Genomic DNA, 16,177 nt, shown 5'->3' with positions numbered 1-16,177 from the left:
CGTCCGCCCGCGACCGGCGCGGAACACGCACGCCGCGCCGGTGCGGAAACCGGGGCGGACGCCGTAGGCTCGGTCGCGACGAACATGTCGCTGGACGCTGAGGAGCGCAACCATCGTGAATCCAGGGGATGTCAACCTCCAGCAGTTGCTGGAGCAGGCTCAGCTGATGCAGCAGCAGCTCGTCACCGCGCAGCAGGAGCTCAGCGACGCCGAGGTCGAGGGCAGTGCCGGAGGCGGCCTTGTCGTCGCCACCGTGAACGGCAGCGGCGAGCTTCTCGAGCTCGAGATCAGCCCGCTTGCCATCGACGCGAGCGACCCGGAGGAGACCGCGCAGACGATCGCGGACCTCGTGCTCGCCGCCGTGCGGGACGCCGTACGCGCCGCAGGGGAGCTGCAGCAGGAGAAGCTGGGCCCGCTCGCGCAGGGACTCGGGGGCGGCCTCGGCGGCCAGCTGCCGGGGTTCTAGAGCATGTACGAAGGGGTCGTCCAGAACCTGATCGACGAGCTCGGGCTGCTGCCCGGCGTCGGTCCCAAGAGCGCGCAGCGGATCGCGTTCCACCTCCTCGCGGCCGACCCGGCCGACGTCAAGCGGCTCGCACACGCGCTGCTCGAAGTGAAGGAGAAGGTGCGCTTCTGCCGTGTGTGCGGAAACGTGGCCGAAGAGGACCAGTGCCGGATCTGCCGGGACCAGCGGCGCGATCCGCACGTCATCTGTGTGGTCGAGGAGTCGAAGGACGTGGTGGCGATCGAGCGGACCCGCGAGTTCCGCGGTCGCTACCACGTGCTCGGCGGGGCGATCAGCCCGATCGACGGCATCGGCCCGGACGACCTGAAGATCCGCGAGCTGATGACCCGGCTGGCCGACGGCCAGGTGACCGAGCTGATCCTCGCGACCGACCCGAACCTCGAGGGCGAGGCGACGGCCACCTACCTGGCCAGGCTCGTCAAGCCCCTGGGATTGAAAGTGACCCGACTGGCGAGCGGTCTGCCTGTGGGCGGTGATCTCGAGTACGCCGACGAGGTCACCTTGGGCCGCGCTTTCGAAGGACGGAGGCTGCTGGATGTCTGACGAGTGGAACGACCTGGCCGCACGCGTCGCCGGACACGCGCAGAACTTCATCGACGGCCTCACCCGCCTGGCCGGCGGTGAGGGCGGCGACGCCACGCTGCCGCTGCTCCTGGTGGAGGTGGCCCAGGTCAGCCTCGCCGGCACCCAGCTCGGGGCCGCCCAGGACGTGATCCTGCAGGGGAACGTCGAGCCCGCGCTGAGCGAGGACCCCGACATCGACCCCCTCCGTACGGCTCTCGCCGCCCGCCTCGGCCCGGTGGACGACTACGCCGAGGTGTTCGACCCCTACAAGGACACCGTGGTCACCCCCTACCGGCTGTCGGACGACCTCACGGCGGTCGCGGCCGACCTCATCCACGGCCTGCGGCACTACCAGGCGGGCCGCCCGCTCGAGGCGCTGTGGTGGTGGCAGTACTCCTACTTCAACACCTGGGGCAACCACGCCGGCGCGGCGCTGCGGGCCCTGCAGGCGCTGGTCGCGCACACCCGGCTGGACGTCGTGGAAGAGGGCACGGCGGTCTGATCAGGCGGCGGGCCGTCCACATGCTGGTCGCGTCCGGTCTCGGTTTGGGACGTCCAAGTACACTGTGAGCTCCACGTCCTGATTCGTTGGAGATTCCAGTGGCGCTCGTTGTGCAAAAGTACGGTGGTTCCTCCGTAGCCGACGCGTCCTGCATCAAGCGGGTCGCCCAGCGGATCGTCGCGACGAAAAAAGCGGGCAACGACGTCGTCGTGGTGGTCTCCGCGATGGGCGACACCACCGACGAGCTGCTCGACCTGGCCCAGCAGGTGTCGCCGCTGCCGCCCGGCCGCGAGCTCGACATGCTGCTGACCTCGGGTGAGCGGATCTCGATGGCGCTGCTCGCGATGGCGATCGCCAACCTCGGTCACGAGGCGCGCAGCTTTACCGGCTCGCAGGCCGGTGTCATCACCGACTCGACGCACGGCAAGGCGCGCATCATCGACGTGACGCCCAGCCGCATCCAGGAGGCCGTCGACGCCGGTCAGATCGCGATCGTGGCGGGGTTCCAGGGCGTCTCCCAGGACAGCAAGGACATCACGACGCTGGGCCGGGGTGGCTCCGACACCACGGCCGTCGCCCTCGCGGCGGCGCTCGGCGCGGACGTCTGTGAGATCTACACCGACGTGGACGGCATCTACACCGCCGATCCGCGCATCGTCCGTACGGCGCGGCAGATCCCGCGGATCTCCTACGACGAGGCCATGGAGATGGCGGCGTGCGGGGCGAAGATCCTGCACCTGCGCTGCGTGGAGTACGCCCGCAGGTTCGACCTGCCCATCCACGTCAGAAGCTCGTTCAGCACGAGGGAAGGCACCTGGGTCGTCTCCGACCCCTACAGCGAAGGAACCGAAGTGGAGCAGCCCATCATCTCCGGGGTCGCGCACGACCGGAGCGAGGCCAAGATCACTGTGGTCGGGGTGCCCGACAAGGTCGGCGAGGCGGCCGCCATCTTCCGCACGCTGGCGGACGCCGAGATCAACATCGACATGATCGTGCAGAACGTGTCGGCCGCGGCGACCGGTCGCACCGACATCTCCTTCACGCTCCCGGCCAACGACAGCCAGACGGCCCTCACGGCGCTGAAGAAGATCCAGAACCAGGTCGCCTTCGAGTCGCTGCTGTACGACGACCAGATCGGCAAGGTCTCCCTGATCGGCGCGGGCATGCGCTCGCACCCGGGTGTCACCGCCAAGTTCTTCGGCGCGCTGGCCGACGCCGGGGTGAACATCGAGATGATCTCGACCTCGGAGATCCGCATCTCCGTCGTCGTGGGACAGAACGAGGTGGACACCGCGGTCGCCGCCGCCCACCGCGCGTTCGACCTCGACGCCGACCAGGTCGAGGCCGTTGTGTACGGAGGTACCGGACGATGAGCCGCAAGCCCACCCTCGCCGTCGTCGGCGCGACCGGTGCCGTCGGCACCGTCATGCTGGAGATCCTGACCAACCGCACCGACCTGTCCGAGGCGTACGGCGAGATCCGGCTCATCGCCTCGCCGCGCTCTGCGGGCAAGGTGCTGAGCGTGCGCGGCGAGGACGTCGTCGTCCAGGCGCTGTCGCCGGAGGCGTTCGACGGCGTCGACATCGCGATGTTCGACGTGCCGGACGAGGTCTCCGCCGAGTGGGCGCCGATCGCCGCCTCGCGCGGCGCGGTGGCCGTGGACAACTCGGGCGCCTTCCGGATGGACCCGGACGTGCCGCTCGTGGTGCCCGAGTGCAACCCCGAGCAGGCCCGCAACCGGCCCAAGGGGATCATCTCCAACCCCAACTGCACCACGCTGTCGATGATGGCCGCGATGGGCGCGCTGCACCGCGAGTACGGCCTGCGCGAGCTGGTCGTCGCCTCCTACCAGGCGGTGTCCGGCGCCGGGGTGGCCGGGCCCGAGCGGCTGTACGCCGAGATCGAGGCCGTCGCGGGCGACCGGACGATGGGCACCGTGGCGGGTGACGTGCGCAAGGCCGTGCCCGACCTGGCCGACTCGCCGTTCCCCGCCCCGCTGGCGCTCAACGTGGTGCCGCTGGCCGGCTCCCTCAAGGACGGCGGCTGGACGTCGGAGGAGCTGAAGGTCCGCAACGAGTCGCGCAAGATCCTCGGCATCCCCGACCTGAAGGTCTCGGCGACCTGCGTCCGCGTCCCGGTGGTGACCACCCACTCGCTGGCCGTCCACGCGACGTTCGAGCGGGAGGTCACGGTCGAGAGCGCACGGGCCATCCTGGACGCCGCGCCGACCGTCGTGGTGCTCGACGACCCCGCGAACGGCGTGTTCCCCACGCCGGCGGACGTCGTGGGGACCGACCCGACCTATGTCGGCCGGATCCGCCAGGCGCTCGACTTCCCGAACACGCTCGACCTGTTCCTGTGCGGCGACAACCTGCGCAAGGGCGCCGCGCTCAACACGGCCGAGATCGCCGCGCTGGTCGCGACCGAGTTCGCGTAAGGGTCACCTGAACAGCACGTCCCAGTGGGTGGGCTCGTCCGCCCACACGTCCGACGGCGCGGCGCGGTACAGCGCCGCGCCGTCGGCGCGCGTGCGCCAGTAGCGGTAGGTCCGGGTGACGTACGCGTCGAGGCACGGGTTGTGCGCGAGGTCCACCTTGTAGCCGTTGCCGTGGCTGTAGCGGCCGTCGGCGTGCCCGGTCTCGGTGCCGCCGGTGACCGTCACCGGGCAGCCGCTGTCTCGCCGCAGGTCGATGGTGCGCATCAGCGTGCCGTATCGGATGGCCTCCAGTGACGTGCAGTAGGGCCGGCGGCGGGCGGCGCAGCCGCCGGTCGACCTCCAGCGCACCCCGGCGTCGAGCAGCAGGCCGGCCGCCCGCGCGTGGCCGATCCGCTCGTCCGCCGCCGTGGTGTCCCAGGTCTTCACCGTGGCGATGAAGGTGCCGGCCAGCAGCGGCGGAAGGGAGACCTCGCCCTTCACCTCGACGCCGGGATCGGCCGCGGGCGGCGGTGACGGCGGCGGGACGGGGTCCCTGTCGTGCTGCATGGGCAGGGAGATCAGTACGGCGGTGCCGATGCCGGCCAGCCCCCGCCATGACGGGCGGACGTCCACGTGCCTCGTTTCCTCGGTGCTTCCTCTGTCGACGACGGGGGCTGAGGTCTTCAATGCCACACGCGGGGGCCGGCCCGCCCGCTGGCACGAGGCGGTTTGCCGCGACCCGTGGATCATCTTGTCGGTTCATGACCGGACACGGGCCCGAGCCGTACAGTGACGAGCGTGGCGGAGAGTACACGGGAGCTGATCGTCGAGACGGCCCTCCGGCTGTTCAGGGATCGGGGGTACGAGGCGACCACCATGCGTGCCATCGCCGCGGAGGCGGGCGTGTCGGTGGGCAACGCCTACTACTACTTCAGGTCCAAGGAACAGCTGATCCAGGCGTACTACGACCGGGCGCAGGAGACGCACGAGGCGGCGTGCCGTGAGGTGTTCGCCGCCGAGCGGTCGTTCGCCGGACGGCTCGGAGGCGTGCTGCGGGAATGGGTGCGGATCTCCGAGCCCTACCACGAGTTCGCGGTGAAGTTCTTCAAGCACGCGGCGGAGCCCAGCAACCCCCTGAGCCCGTTCAGCGCCGAGTCGGCGCCCGCCCGCGAGTCGGCCATCGCGCTCTACCGGGAGGTGGTCGAGGGATCGGCCGGACGTATGGACGACGAACTGCGCGAGGAGCTTCCCGAGCTGCTGTGGCTGCTGTGGATGGGGGTCGTGTTGTTCTGGGTCCACGACAGCTCGCCCGGCTGCGCGCGCACCTACCGGCTGATCGACCGGGTCGTCCCGCTCGTCGACCGGCTCGTCGGCCTGTCGCACCTGCCCGGGATCAAGGGCGTGGCCAGGGAGGTCATCGAGGTGGTCCACGAACTTCGGGCGTGACCGCGACTCCATACCGTCCGGTTGGTATGGTCGGGGTCGAGACCTAGGAAGGGGTGGCCGTGGACCGCTGGGGCATGACGATTCCGTTCTTCGGGCAGACGCCGGTCGAGTCGAAGGAGCTCGTCGCGGAGTTGCCCGCGCTGGGCTACACCGACGCGTGGTCGGCCGAGGTGGGCGGCACGGACGGGTTCGTCCCGCTGGCCCTGGCGGCCGAGTGGGCGCCGTCCCTGCGCCTGGGCACCGCGATCGTCCCCGTCTACACCCGCGGCCCGGCCCTGCTGGCCATGTCGGCGGCCACGCTGGCGGACCTCGCGCCCGGCAGGTTCGTGCTCGGCATCGGCGCGTCGTCCCCGGTCATCGTGGGCAACTGGAACGCCGGCGAGTTCGACAAGCCGTACGCGCGGGTCCGCGACACCCTGCGCTTCCTGCGGGCGGCGCTGGCCGGGGAGAAGGTCGGCGAGAGCTACGAGACCTTCACCGTGAAGGGCTTCCGGCTGGAGAAGGCCCCCGCGACGCCGCCGAAGATCGTGCTCGCCGCGCTGCGGCCGGGGATGCTCCGCCTGGCCGCCCGCGAGGCCGACGGCGCGATCACCAACTGGCTGTCGCCCGGGGACGTACGGAAGGTCAGGGGCGAGCTGGGACCGGAGACCGAGCTGATCGCGCGGCTGTTCGTCGTGGTGACCGAGGACGCGGCGAAGGCGCGCGAGATCGGCCGCCGGCTGCTGGCCGCCTATCTCACCGTGCCGGTGTACGCGGCGTTCCACGAGTGGCTGGGCCGGGGAGAGCTGCTGCGGCCCATGCGGGAGGCCTGGGCGGCCGGGGACCGGAAGGCCGCGCTCAAAGCGATCCCCGACGAGGTGGTGGACGATCTCGTCGTGCACGGCGACGCGGCGACCTGCCGGGCCCGGGTGCGGGAGTACGTGGCCGCCGGGCTGGACACGCCGGTGCTGGCCCCGCTGCCGGGCGGCGACCTGCCGCTCGCGGACACCGTACGGGCGCTCGCGCCCGGCGCCTGAGGAACCGGCCGGACGCCGCCGTACGTTAACCAGAGGGCAAAGCGGGCAGAGGTGACCCCCTGGAGGTGTCCTCATGGTGAAGGCAGGACGTGCGGCGGCCACCTGGCGCGCCTACCGCGAGGTCTCCAAGCCCGGCTCGCCGGGACTCGGGGCCCGGCTGCGGGCCGTGCCCCGGATGCTCCGCGCCGCGGTGAAGGGCGACTACCCGGGCCTGACCAAGGGCAAGCTCGCCATGCTCGGCATGGCCGTGGCCTACATCGTGTCGCCCATCGACGTGGTCCCCGACTTCCTCCTCGGCCTGGGCGTGGTCGACGACTTCGGCGTGTTCCTGTGGATGGCGACCGCGCTGCTCGGCGAGAGCGGCCAGTTCGTCGAGTGGGAGCACGGCCGCAGGCCCGCCCACACCGTGCCCTCTCACATCGGCAAGGGCCGGCGTTAGAGCTGCTCCTGCCGCAGCCAGGCCCGCGAGGGCAGCGGGTGGCCGAACAGGCGGGCGGCGTTGCCGTACGAGACCCTCGCGATGTCGGCGGGCGGCAGGCTGCCGAGGTTGCGGGCCACATCGCGCTGGGTGTCGGGCCACGTGGACTCCGCGCGGGGGTAGCCGGCCTCGAGCAGCACACGCTCCATACCCACGGCGAGCCGCACCGAGCTCAGCGCGCTGTCGTCGAGCGTGCCGAAGAAGAAGTTGCGCCGCAGCACCTCGCTGGGCTTGAGGCCGCCCTCCCAGCTCGGCTCCCCGGCCACGGGGTGATCGAGCGCGTAGTCGGCCCGCTCGGCCAGCATCGGCAGCCATCCGACGCCGCCCTCCACGATGAGGATGCGCAGTTTGGGGAAGCGCAGCGCCACCCCCGACCACAGCCAGTCGGCGCAGGCGAACATCGCGCTCGCCGGGATCAGCGTGGTGATCGCCTCGACCGGGGTGTCGGGCGAGGGCACCGGCGCCCAGGAGGACGCGCCGGTGTGCAGGCACACGACCGTCCCGGTCTCCTCGCAGGCGGCGAAGAACGGATCCCAGTGGCGGCTGTGGATGGACGGCAGCCGCAGCCGGGTGGGGAACTCGGGGAACACGACGGCCTTGAAACCGCGTGACGCGTTGGCCCTGATCTCCTTCGCCGCGATCTCGGGGTCGGGGAGCCAGGGAAGCTGGAGCGCGATCATGCGCTCGGGGTAGGTGCCGGCCCACACGTCGACGTGCCAGTCGTTCCAGGCCCGTACGAGCGCGAGCCCGAGGTCCTGGTCGCGGGTGCGGCCGAACGCCACCCCCGCCTGGCTCGCCAGCATGCCGGGGAAGCACAACGCCGCCCAGATCCCGGCCCGGTCCATGTCGCCGATCCGGGCCTCGATGTCGTAGCAGCCGGGCCGCATGTCCTCGAAACGGACGGGGTCGAGCGTCCACTGTTCCTTGGGCAGGCCCGCGCCCACGTCCAGCCCGGCGCAGGGATAGGTGGCGCCGCCGTACCGCCAGACCTGGTGGCCCGAGTCGGTCTCCACGACCTTGGGCGCGAGGTCCTTGTACTTCTCCGGGAGGCGGTCCTCGAAGAGATCGGCCGGCTCGATCAGATGATCATCGACCGAGATGATCACGTAGTCCCGCCGCCTCGGCTCTGGGTCGGGATGCAGCGGCGTAGTCACGGTAGTAAACGGTAGGGCCAAGGGATAACACGGTACAAGCTGCGAGGTCTCCGGTTGGTATCCGTTCGCTCACCTTGCGGCGCGTACGGTCACACCCTGTGACCCCTGCTCCGTCCGGAGGTCACGGGCCTCCCGGCGCACCAGCAGCACCCAGCCGCCCACCGCGATCCCGATGAACAGCCACCACTGGACGGCGTACGCCAGGTTGAGCCCGCCTCCGGCGCCCACGTCGGGCGGGGGCAGGAGTTCGGGCGCGGGACGGCCCTGCGGCTGCTGCGCGGTGAGCTCCACGAACCCGCCGAAGACCGTGTACGGCAGGCCCTTCGCGATCCGGGGCGTGTCGATCAGCAAGATCTGGCCGGACGGCAGCCCGGACCGGTTCCTGATGCCGGTGTTGTCCTGCGTCTCGGCAGGGCGGAGGCGTCCGGTGACCGTCACCTCTCCCGTGGGCGGCGCTGGCACCTGCGGCGGGGTGTCGGCGGTCGCCCCGGCCGGGACCCAGCCCCGGTTCACCAGCACGGCGCCCTGCGGCGTGACGAGCGGGGTGATCACGTAGAACCCGACGCGGCTGTTGAGGGTGCGCCTGCGCACCACGAGCTCGTGGGCGGGGTCGTACCGTCCGGTGGCGGTGACGAGGCGATACCTGTCCTTCTCCGGCACGGTCGCGCCGGGCCGGTCCAGCCGGTCGAGCGGCACGGGCGCGGCGGCGAGGTTGGCGGTGATCATGGCGCTGGTGGCCGACCGCTCCTCGAACCGCCCCCACTGCCACTTCCCCAGGAAGAAGAAGGCGGGGATCAGCACGAGCACGAGCAGGTGCAGGCCGACCCAGCGGCGCGAGAGGAGGAACCGGTACACGCCACCAGCCTAGGCAGCCACCGGGGTGGTATGGATTTCAGGCTGGGGTGCCGAGGCGGGCGCCGGGGCCGGGGCGGGGGGTCACCTCGCGCGGGCCGTCGATCTCGTGGCCCTCCTCGCACGTCAGGTGCAGCGCGACGGGTGCGCCGCAGTCGCGGTGGGTCACCACGACCGGCGGCCCCTCGGGATCGGCCAGATAGCGGTCGCCCCAGTGCATGAGCGCGATCATGATCGGGTAGAGGTCGAGGCCCTTCTGGGTGAGCCGGTACTCGTCGCGCTGGCGCTGGCCGGGCTCCTGGTAGGGCACCTTGCGCAGCAGGCCCTCGTCGACGAGCCGGGACAGCCGCGCGCTCAGCACCTGCCGGGGGGCGCCGGTGCGCGTCTGAAGGTCGGCGAACCGCCGGACGCCGTTGAACGCCTCCCGGAGCACCAGGAACGTCCACTTCTCGCCGAGCACGGCGAGGGTTCGCTCGATGGAGCAGTTGTCCACCCGATAACGCCGCATGTCGCGCATCGTAACCACAACCTCCTCCCAGCATCTAAGTCTACTTGACAGACTCAGCACGTCCCGGAGAAGCTGAGTCCATGTTGGGAACTCAGGCGAGGCCCCTTGTGGACATCCGTGCCGCGCGTCCGGGCGACGACGAGGAGCGGGTGCGGCTCTTCGTGGAGGGCCTGTCGCGGGCCACGCTGACGAACCGCTTCTTCGTCGGCCCGGGCCGGCCCAGCGCGAGCCTGATCCGCGCCATGGTCGCGCGCGACGACAGGCGGGACGCGCTGCTCGCGCTGCACGGCGACGCCGTGATCGGGCACGCCATGAGTCACCTGGCAGAGGGCGAGGCGGAGATCGCGGTCGTGGTGGACGATCGGTGGCAGAACCTCGGTGTGGGCTCGCGGCTCGTGCGCACCCTCCTGCGGCGGGCGTCCGTACGCGGCGCGGTCGTCGTCGGCATGGACGTCATGACCGAGAACCGGCGGGTCCTGTCCATGGTGCGCAGGGCCTGGCCCTCTGCCACAATCGACACTCAGGGCACATCCGTCGAGATCAAAGCCGACCTCGCATTTGCAGAACAAGGTTCTGTTGGTTCACCATTGACTATGTGAAGAACGCGAAGAGCGGGCGAGACGGCAGGGCCAGGATCATCGAGGGCGCCCTGCGCAGGTTCAGCCAGAGCGGGGTGTCGGCCACGACCCTGGCCAGCCTTCGGCAGGAGAGCGGCGTCAGCGTCGGCAGCTTCTATCACCACTTCACGAGCAAGGAACACGTCTTCGGCGTGCTCTACGCCGAGATCCTGGAGATGTACCAGGACGCCTTCGTGGGTGAGCTCGTCCGCCACGAGGACGCCCGCGCCGGCATCGAGGCCATCGTCGCGATGCACATGGCCTGGTGCGGCGAGCACCCCGAGCGCGCCCGCCTGCTGATCAGCGAGCGCCCGCCCCGGCGCAACGAGCCCGGCGGGCCGGAGGTCGCCGAGTCGAGGCGGGAGTTCTTCCGGCAGGTCGCCGACTGGTGGCGGCCGCACATGAAGGACGGCGTGCTCCGTCCCGTCCCCGCCACCATGTGCTACGTGCTGTGGCTCGGCCCGGCGCAGGAGATGTGCCGCCTGTGGTTCAGCGGTGCCCACCAGCCCACCGAGGAGGAGATCCGCGAGCTGGGCGAGGCCGCCTGGAACAGCCTCAAGATGCCCTAGCCCCGCGATAGATTCGATGCGTGGACGCCCCTTCTGACCTGGTCCGGCGGCTTCGCGACAGATTCGTGGAGACCGGATACACGATCGACGGCGTGCGTGAGCGGCTGGGCGACATGGCCGCCTCCGCACTGGCCCGTGAGGAGGTCGTGCCCGCGCTGCGCGCCACCAGGGACGCCGACCCCCTCGCCACGCTGATCCGCCTGTGGTGGCTGGGCGCCCCGGTCAGCATGGCCGCCGCCGACCTCCCGGTGCAGGACCTCATCGAGGCCGGGCTGCTGGTGCGCCTGGGCGACTCCGTACAGGCCACCGTGCACCTCCAGCCCTGGGACACCGGGACGGGCGACCCGGCGTACGTGGTGTCCGACCGCAAGGTGCGGCCCGGCGACCCCTCCCTGCGGCCCGACCACGTGGTGGGGGCGGGCGGCGCCTCGGCCAACCTCGCCCAGCTCGGCTGGACCGCCCCGGTCGGCCGGGCGCTCGACCTCGGCACCGGCTGCGGCGTGCAGGTGCTGCACCTGGCGCCCAGGGCGGAGCACGTCGTCGCGACCGACGTGAACCGCAGGGCCCTGCGGCTGGCCCGCCTCAGCTGGGGCCTGTCCGGCGTGACCGGCGCCGAGGCGCGCGAGGGCTCGATGTACGACCCGGTGGACGGCGAGCGGTTCGACCTCGTGGTGTCCAATCCGCCGTTCGTCATCGCGCCCGAGGCCAGGTACACCTACCGGGAGGCCGGGCGGCGCGGCGACGAGTTCTGCCGCGACCTCGTACGGCGCACGCCCCGGCACCTCGCCCAGGGCGGCCAGGCGCGCTTCCTCGCCAACTGGCTGCACGTCAAGGGCGAGGACTGGCAGGACAGAGTGGGCGGCTGGCTCGCCGAGACCGGCTGCGACGGCTGGGCCGTGCAGCGCGACGTGCAGGACCCGGCCGAGTACGTCGAGCTGTGGCTGCGGGACTCCGCGGAACACGGCACGTCGGCCTACCGGGAGCGCTACGACGAGTGGCTCGGCTGGTTCGAGTCGATGGACGTGACCGGTGTCGGCTTCGGCTGGATCGCCCTGCACGACTCCGGCTCGCTGAGCCCGCTCGTGCGGGTGGAGGAGATGACGCAGCCGGTCGAGCCCCCGTCCGGCGCGCTGGTCGAGGAGGTCCTGCGCGCGGCGCGCACCGCCCACGAACTGTCCGACGAGGACCTGCTCGACGCGCGGCTGAAGGTGGCCGAGGGCGTCGTGGAGGAGCGCGTCGGCCCGCCCGGCGCCGACGACCCCTCCCGCATCGTCCTGCGGCAGACCCGGGGCGCGCGCCGTACGGCCGCCGTGGGGACGGTGGAGGCGGCCCTGGCGGGGGTGTGCGACGGTGATCTGCCCACGCGCCCGCTGCTCGCCGCGATCGCCGAGCTGACCGGTGAGGACCCGGCCGCGGTGCTCCGCGACGCCCCCGCGGCACTGCGTCCGCTGATCGCCGAGGGCTTCCTGACGGTTGCAAACCCCTGTTGATCGGAGTTTGAACGGCCCGCGCGACAGTGGTCCTGCGGGCTTCGGGGGGGTTCGGAGCCCGCGCAGAAGCCCGGCCGGTCGTCAACGTGAGGCGGCGAGTCGCCACGGGGCGCACCGGAAGGATCCGGGCCCCTGCGCGCCCCATTGGCGACGGGCGGCCGGCCGGGCGGTTCCAGCCCTCGCACGCGAAGATCGGTGATCGATGTGATCAACCACGTCCGGATGAGCCGGCTCGACGACGACCTGCGACTCGAGTCAGGTCTCGACCTGTTCGCGCAGGAGCGTACGGATGTCGTCGGCCTCGGGCGAGCCGAGCCGGGTGAAGATGTCGAGGGCCTTGACCAGGGCGTCCCTGCCCCGGCCGGTCTCCCCGAGGCCCGCGAGGGCCTTGCCGAGGGCGGCCAGTGACTGCGCCTCGCCGTACGGGTGGGTGATCTCGCGGCTCACGGTCAGCGCCTGCTCGGCGTGCCGGGCGGCCTCGGCGAACCGTCCGGCGGCGATGAAGGTGGCGGCGAGCCGGTAGCAGACCCGCTGCTCCCAGACCCGCTGGTTGCTCGCGCGGAAGAAGGCCAGGCACTCGGCGTGGTGGACGACGGCCTCGTTGAGCCGCCCGACATACGACAGCACGTTGCCGAGGTGGTAGCGGGCGCGGGCCACCCCCGCGCCGCTGCCGATCTCGGAGAAGACCGCCAGCCCGCGCTCGGCGGCGGCGATGGCGTCGTCCGGCCGCCCGAGGCCCAGGTGGTCGCGGGCCGAGTAGCACGACGCCAGCGCCTCGCCCGCGGGGTTGCCCGTCTCCCTGTGGACCGCCGTCGCCCGGTCGAACCATTCGAGCGCCTCGGTGTGGCGGCGCCGCCGGCCGGCGACGACCGCCAGCGCGTTGCACGTCTCGCCCAGCACGATGTGGTCGCCGGTCTCCTCGCCCAGCGTCCGCGCGGCGAGGAAATGGGCCTGGGCCTCGGCCAGCCGGTTCGCGCCGAACAGCACCCGGCCCAGCACGTAGCGGCAGCGCAACTCGCCGCGCCGCTCACCCGCCCGGCGCGTCGCCGCCAGCAGGGCCGAGGTGCGCTGCTCGAACTCGCGCTGGTTGGTGCCCGACTCCAGTAGCGGCTCCATCGCCAGCAGCAGATCGGCCGCCGCGAGCAGGTCTCCGTCCGACTCATACGCCTGGGCCACGGCCCCGAACATGTCCTCGGCCTCTGCGGACAACCAGGCCACGGCCTCGTCCGCCGAGGAGAAGGCGTGGCCGAGCGTGCCCAAGCCGGTGAGGTTGTCGGCGATCGCGCTGCCCTCGTACGCCAGCCGGTGGGCCGCGCCCGCCGACGCCAGGTAGAAGCCCAGCAGCCGCCGCAGGGCGAGCGCGCGGGCCGCGGGCTCCTCGGCGTCCTCCGCCTGCCGCCGGGCGAACAGCTTGAGCAGGTCGTGGAAGCGGTAGCGACCGGGCGCGGGCGCCTCCAGCAGGCTGGCGTCGACCAGCGACTCGATCACGTCCTCGGCCTCGGCCGGGGTGAGGTCGAGCACGGCCGCCGCCGCGAAGACCGAGATGCCCGAGCCCGCCGGCAGCGACAGCAGCCGGAACGCCCGCGCCTGCCGGGCGTCGAGCTGGCCGTACCCGAGGGCGAACGTGGCCGAGACCGCCAGATTTCCGATCTTCATCTCGTCGAGGCGGCGGCGCTCGTCGGCGAGCCGGGGGACGAGCGAGGCCACCGTCCACGACGGGCGGGAGGCGAGCCTGGCCGCGACGATCCGCACGGCCAGCGGCAGGAAGCCGCAGGCGGCGACCACGTCCATGGCGGCGGCCCGTTCCGCGGCCACCCTCTCGGGTCCCGCGACCGCCGCGAACAGCGACAGCGCCTCCTCGGGCTCCATCACGTCGAGGTCGACGAGCCGGGCCGCCGGCAGGTCGGCCAGTTTGCCCCGGCTGGTGATGATCGCGGCGCAGCCTGCCGAGCCGGGCAGCAGGTGCTCGACCTGCTCGGCGTCGCGGGCGTTGTCGAGCAGCACCAGCATCCTGCGGTCGGCGAGCAGCGAGCGGAACAGCGCGGAGCGCTCGGCCAGGCCGTCGGGGATCACGTCCATCGGGATGCCGAGAGCGCGCAGGAACGCGACCAGCGCCGTCTCGGGCGCGGTGGGCTCGGCGCCGTATCCCCGCAGGTCGGCGTAGAGCTGCCCGTCGGGGAACAGGTCGTCGGCGAGGTGGGCCACGTGGACGGCCAGGGTCGTCTTGCCCACGCCGCCGATGCCCGACATCGCCGCGATCGGCACGCCCTCTCCCGCCCCCTCTCCGCGGAGCAGCGCGAGCAGTCTCCGCACCAGGCCGGCGCGTCCGGTGAAGTCCGGCACGGCGGCCGGGAGCTGCGCCGGTCTCGGCATCTCGATCGCGGGGCCGGTCTCGGCCGTCGCGGCGTCATCGCGGACGTCCTGAGGCGAGAGCCGTACGGGAGGGGGTGTGGGGGCGAGGGAGGGGTCGGCGGCGAGGATCCGCCGGTGCAGGTCGGCCAGCTCGGCCCCGGGCTCGATGCCGAGCTCCTCCACCAGCGCCTGCCGGGTCTCGGTGAAGACCGACAGCGCCTCGGCCTGCCTGCCGCACCGGTAGTAGGCCAGCATGAGCTGGGCGCGCAACCGCTCGCGCAGCGGGTGTTCGGCGGCGAGCGCGACCAGCTCCGAGACGATCTCCGCGTGCCGGCCCAGCTCCAGGTCGAGCTCCATGAGCGTCTCGACCGCGCCCATCCGGCGCTCGGCCAGCCGGTCGCGCTGGTGCTCGGCGTACGGGCCGACCGCGCCGGCCAGCGGCTCGCCCGACCACAGGCGCAGGGCCTCGCGCAGCCGCCGGGCGGCCTCCCCGGCCCGGCCCGTACGGCGGTCGGACTCGGCGGCCGTGCACTCGCGCTCGAAGACGGCGAGGTCGAAGCGGGCGGGATCGAGCCGCAGCGCATACCCTCGGCCGACGGAGGTCAGCAGCCGCGGCGGGGTCCTCGGGGAACGGTCCGGCTCCAGGACCGTGCGCAGGCGGGAGACGTAGGTGCGCAGCGCGCCGAGCGCGCGCGGCGGCGCGTCCTCGCCCCACACGCCGTCGATCATCTCGTCCGGCGTGACCGCGTGCCCCTGCCTGAGCAGGAGCATCGCGAGAATGGAGCGTTGCAAGGGCGTGCCGAGGTCGAGCTCGACGCCGTCACACCACGCCAGGACGGGTCCCAGCACGGCAAAGCGCAGGCCGTCCGCGGCGGCGTGATCAGGCATGTGACCTGTCTCCCAATGGCAAGTTTTCCTACCAAATGATAGATCGTGTCTCGCTGCGGCAGTAGGACCGAGCGTGCCGGTTCAGTGTGCGTTCAGGTGCTTGAAAGCAGCCTGCAAACCACGGTGAGAGCGCTGAAAGCAGGTTGCAGGCGGGCGGGCCTATCACTGAGGTGCAACCCCGACAGCACCCCGCATCGGGGGATCGTCCTCGAACAGGAGAACCGAAATGCGACGCTCCATCACCCTCGGTCTCGCCGCCGCCACCGCAGTCGCCGCCCTCGGGCTGCCGGCCCTCGCGACCGCCGCCAACGCCGCCCCCTCCTCCGCCGCCTCCGCCCCCCACCACGACGACTGGGACTACGACGGCTGGTGGGGCACCTACTGGTCGTCCAACCACCTCGCCAAGGCCAGGGGCTACGTCGACGTGAACTACGACGACGAGGAGTCGAACCGGGTCCACGTCACCGGCAAGCTGTACGACAACGACAACCGCACCTACGGCGAGGGCGGCAAGTGCGCGTACATCAAGTTCCGCGTGTCGTCCTGGGACGACGATGAGGACGACTGGTCCTCCACCGTCAAGTCGTACAAGTACTGCGGCGCCGGCGGCTACAAGCAGATCAACTTCTGGCGCTACGACGTCGCCCAGGTGCAGGCGAAGGTCTGCCAGATCGGTCTGTACAGCAGCTACCCCGTCAAGTGCGGCTCCTGGCACGACATCTACAACGCCTACGAGGACGACTTCGGCTACGACGCCTGACGACCGTCCCTCTCCCGGCACCCCCGCATGACGCGGCCC

General features: G+C 71.8%; 17 protein-coding genes. 12 read left to right on the top strand and 5 right to left on the bottom strand.

The window, feature by feature from the left end:
• Positions 1-115: 115 nt before the first annotated feature.
• The 5 genes from ABZ860_RS21185 to ABZ860_RS21165 all read left to right on the top strand — a co-directional run bounded on the left by ABZ860_RS21185 (position 116) and on the right by ABZ860_RS21165 (position 4,029).
• Positions 116-466, top strand: a complete 351-nt coding sequence (locus tag ABZ860_RS21185; protein WP_079320096.1) for a YbaB/EbfC family nucleoid-associated protein — start codon at positions 116-118, stop codon at positions 464-466.
• A gap of 3 nt (positions 467-469) precedes the next feature.
• A complete protein-coding gene (gene recR, locus ABZ860_RS21180; RefSeq protein ID WP_142564086.1) occupies positions 470-1,069 on the top strand; it encodes a recombination mediator RecR in 600 nt (199 codons plus the stop codon).
• Entirely contained in the window at positions 1,062-1,592 is a 531-nt protein-coding gene (locus tag ABZ860_RS21175) for a DUF5063 domain-containing protein (RefSeq protein ID WP_142573480.1), read from the top strand. The genes recR and ABZ860_RS21175 overlap by 8 nt, the downstream gene beginning before the upstream one ends.
• A gap of 98 nt (positions 1,593-1,690) precedes the next feature.
• On the top strand, positions 1,691-2,965 hold the full coding sequence (locus ABZ860_RS21170) for an aspartate kinase (RefSeq protein ID WP_030508661.1): 1,275 nt from the start codon (positions 1,691-1,693) through the stop codon (positions 2,963-2,965).
• On the top strand, positions 2,962-4,029 hold the full coding sequence (locus ABZ860_RS21165; RefSeq protein ID WP_357222558.1) for an aspartate-semialdehyde dehydrogenase: 1,068 nt from the start codon (positions 2,962-2,964) through the stop codon (positions 4,027-4,029). Before ABZ860_RS21170 ends, ABZ860_RS21165 begins: the two co-directional genes overlap by 4 nt.
• A gap of 3 nt (positions 4,030-4,032) precedes the next feature.
• On the opposite strand, the gene ABZ860_RS21160 is transcribed toward ABZ860_RS21165, so the two are convergent.
• Positions 4,033-4,641 (bottom strand): hypothetical protein, encoded by a 609-nt coding sequence (locus tag ABZ860_RS21160; protein WP_357222556.1) that lies wholly within the window; start codon positions 4,639-4,641, stop codon positions 4,033-4,035.
• 165 nt (positions 4,642-4,806) lie between these two features.
• Between ABZ860_RS21160 and ABZ860_RS21155 the strand changes: the two genes are divergently transcribed.
• The 3 genes from ABZ860_RS21155 (at position 4,807) to ABZ860_RS21145 (ending at position 6,909) form a co-directional block, all read left to right on the top strand.
• On the top strand, positions 4,807-5,454 hold the full coding sequence (locus tag ABZ860_RS21155) for a TetR family transcriptional regulator (protein ID WP_357222554.1): 648 nt from the start codon (positions 4,807-4,809) through the stop codon (positions 5,452-5,454).
• Positions 5,455-5,528: 74 nt separating this feature from the next.
• On the top strand, positions 5,529-6,470 hold the full coding sequence (locus tag ABZ860_RS21150) for an LLM class F420-dependent oxidoreductase (RefSeq protein WP_357222989.1): 942 nt from the start codon (positions 5,529-5,531) through the stop codon (positions 6,468-6,470).
• A gap of 73 nt (positions 6,471-6,543) precedes the next feature.
• Entirely contained in the window at positions 6,544-6,909 is a 366-nt protein-coding gene (locus tag ABZ860_RS21145) for a YkvA family protein (RefSeq protein WP_357222552.1), read from the top strand.
• Here the strand turns inward: ABZ860_RS21145 and ABZ860_RS21140 are convergent.
• The 3 genes from ABZ860_RS21140 to ABZ860_RS21130 form a co-directional block, all read right to left on the bottom strand.
• Positions 6,906-8,102, bottom strand: coding sequence for an amidohydrolase family protein (locus tag ABZ860_RS21140; RefSeq protein ID WP_357222551.1), 1,197 nt, complete (start codon positions 8,100-8,102; stop codon positions 6,906-6,908). The genes ABZ860_RS21145 and ABZ860_RS21140 overlap by 4 nt on opposite strands.
• Positions 8,103-8,171: 69 nt before the next feature.
• A complete protein-coding gene (locus ABZ860_RS21135; RefSeq protein ID WP_357222549.1) occupies positions 8,172-8,957 on the bottom strand; it encodes an SURF1 family protein in 786 nt (261 codons plus the stop codon).
• Positions 8,958-8,994: 37 nt separating this feature from the next.
• Positions 8,995-9,462, bottom strand: coding sequence for a helix-turn-helix domain-containing protein (locus ABZ860_RS21130; protein ID WP_357222547.1), 468 nt, complete (start codon positions 9,460-9,462; stop codon positions 8,995-8,997).
• An 80-nt stretch (positions 9,463-9,542) separates the two neighbouring features.
• Here ABZ860_RS21130 and ABZ860_RS21125 point away from each other — a divergent pair, with 80 nt between their 5' ends.
• The 3 genes from ABZ860_RS21125 to ABZ860_RS21115 are packed head-to-tail and all read left to right on the top strand — an operon-like array spanning position 9,543 to position 12,138.
• A complete protein-coding gene (locus ABZ860_RS21125; protein WP_357222545.1) occupies positions 9,543-10,061 on the top strand; it encodes a GNAT family N-acetyltransferase in 519 nt (172 codons plus the stop codon).
• The gene (locus ABZ860_RS21120) at positions 10,058-10,648 is read left to right on the top strand and encodes a TetR/AcrR family transcriptional regulator (protein ID WP_357222543.1); all 591 of its coding nucleotides are present in this window, start codon (positions 10,058-10,060) and stop codon (positions 10,646-10,648) included. Before ABZ860_RS21125 ends, ABZ860_RS21120 begins: the two co-directional genes overlap by 4 nt.
• A 20-nt stretch (positions 10,649-10,668) precedes the next feature.
• Positions 10,669-12,138 (top strand): methyltransferase, encoded by a 1,470-nt coding sequence (locus ABZ860_RS21115; protein WP_357222541.1) that lies wholly within the window; start codon positions 10,669-10,671, stop codon positions 12,136-12,138.
• 255 nt (positions 12,139-12,393) lie between these two features.
• On the opposite strand, the gene ABZ860_RS21110 is transcribed toward ABZ860_RS21115, so the two are convergent.
• A complete protein-coding gene (locus ABZ860_RS21110; protein ID WP_357222540.1) occupies positions 12,394-15,378 on the bottom strand; it encodes a BTAD domain-containing putative transcriptional regulator in 2,985 nt (994 codons plus the stop codon).
• Between the two features lie 226 nt (positions 15,379-15,604).
• On the opposite strand from ABZ860_RS21110, the gene ABZ860_RS21105 reads away from it, so the two are divergent.
• Positions 15,605-16,138 carry a hypothetical protein gene (locus ABZ860_RS21105; protein WP_357222538.1) on the top strand — a complete coding sequence of 178 codons (534 nt, stop codon included), beginning with the start codon at positions 15,605-15,607 and terminating at the stop codon, positions 16,136-16,138.
• The last annotated feature ends 39 nt before the right edge of the window (positions 16,139-16,177 follow it).

The sequence above is a fragment of the Microbispora sp. NPDC046973 genome, assembly GCF_040644495.1.
Classification (GTDB): domain Bacteria; phylum Actinomycetota; class Actinomycetes; order Streptosporangiales; family Streptosporangiaceae; genus Microbispora.
Note: the sequence above shows the minus strand (reverse complement) of the source record. Positions and strands in the feature narration are given on the sequence as shown.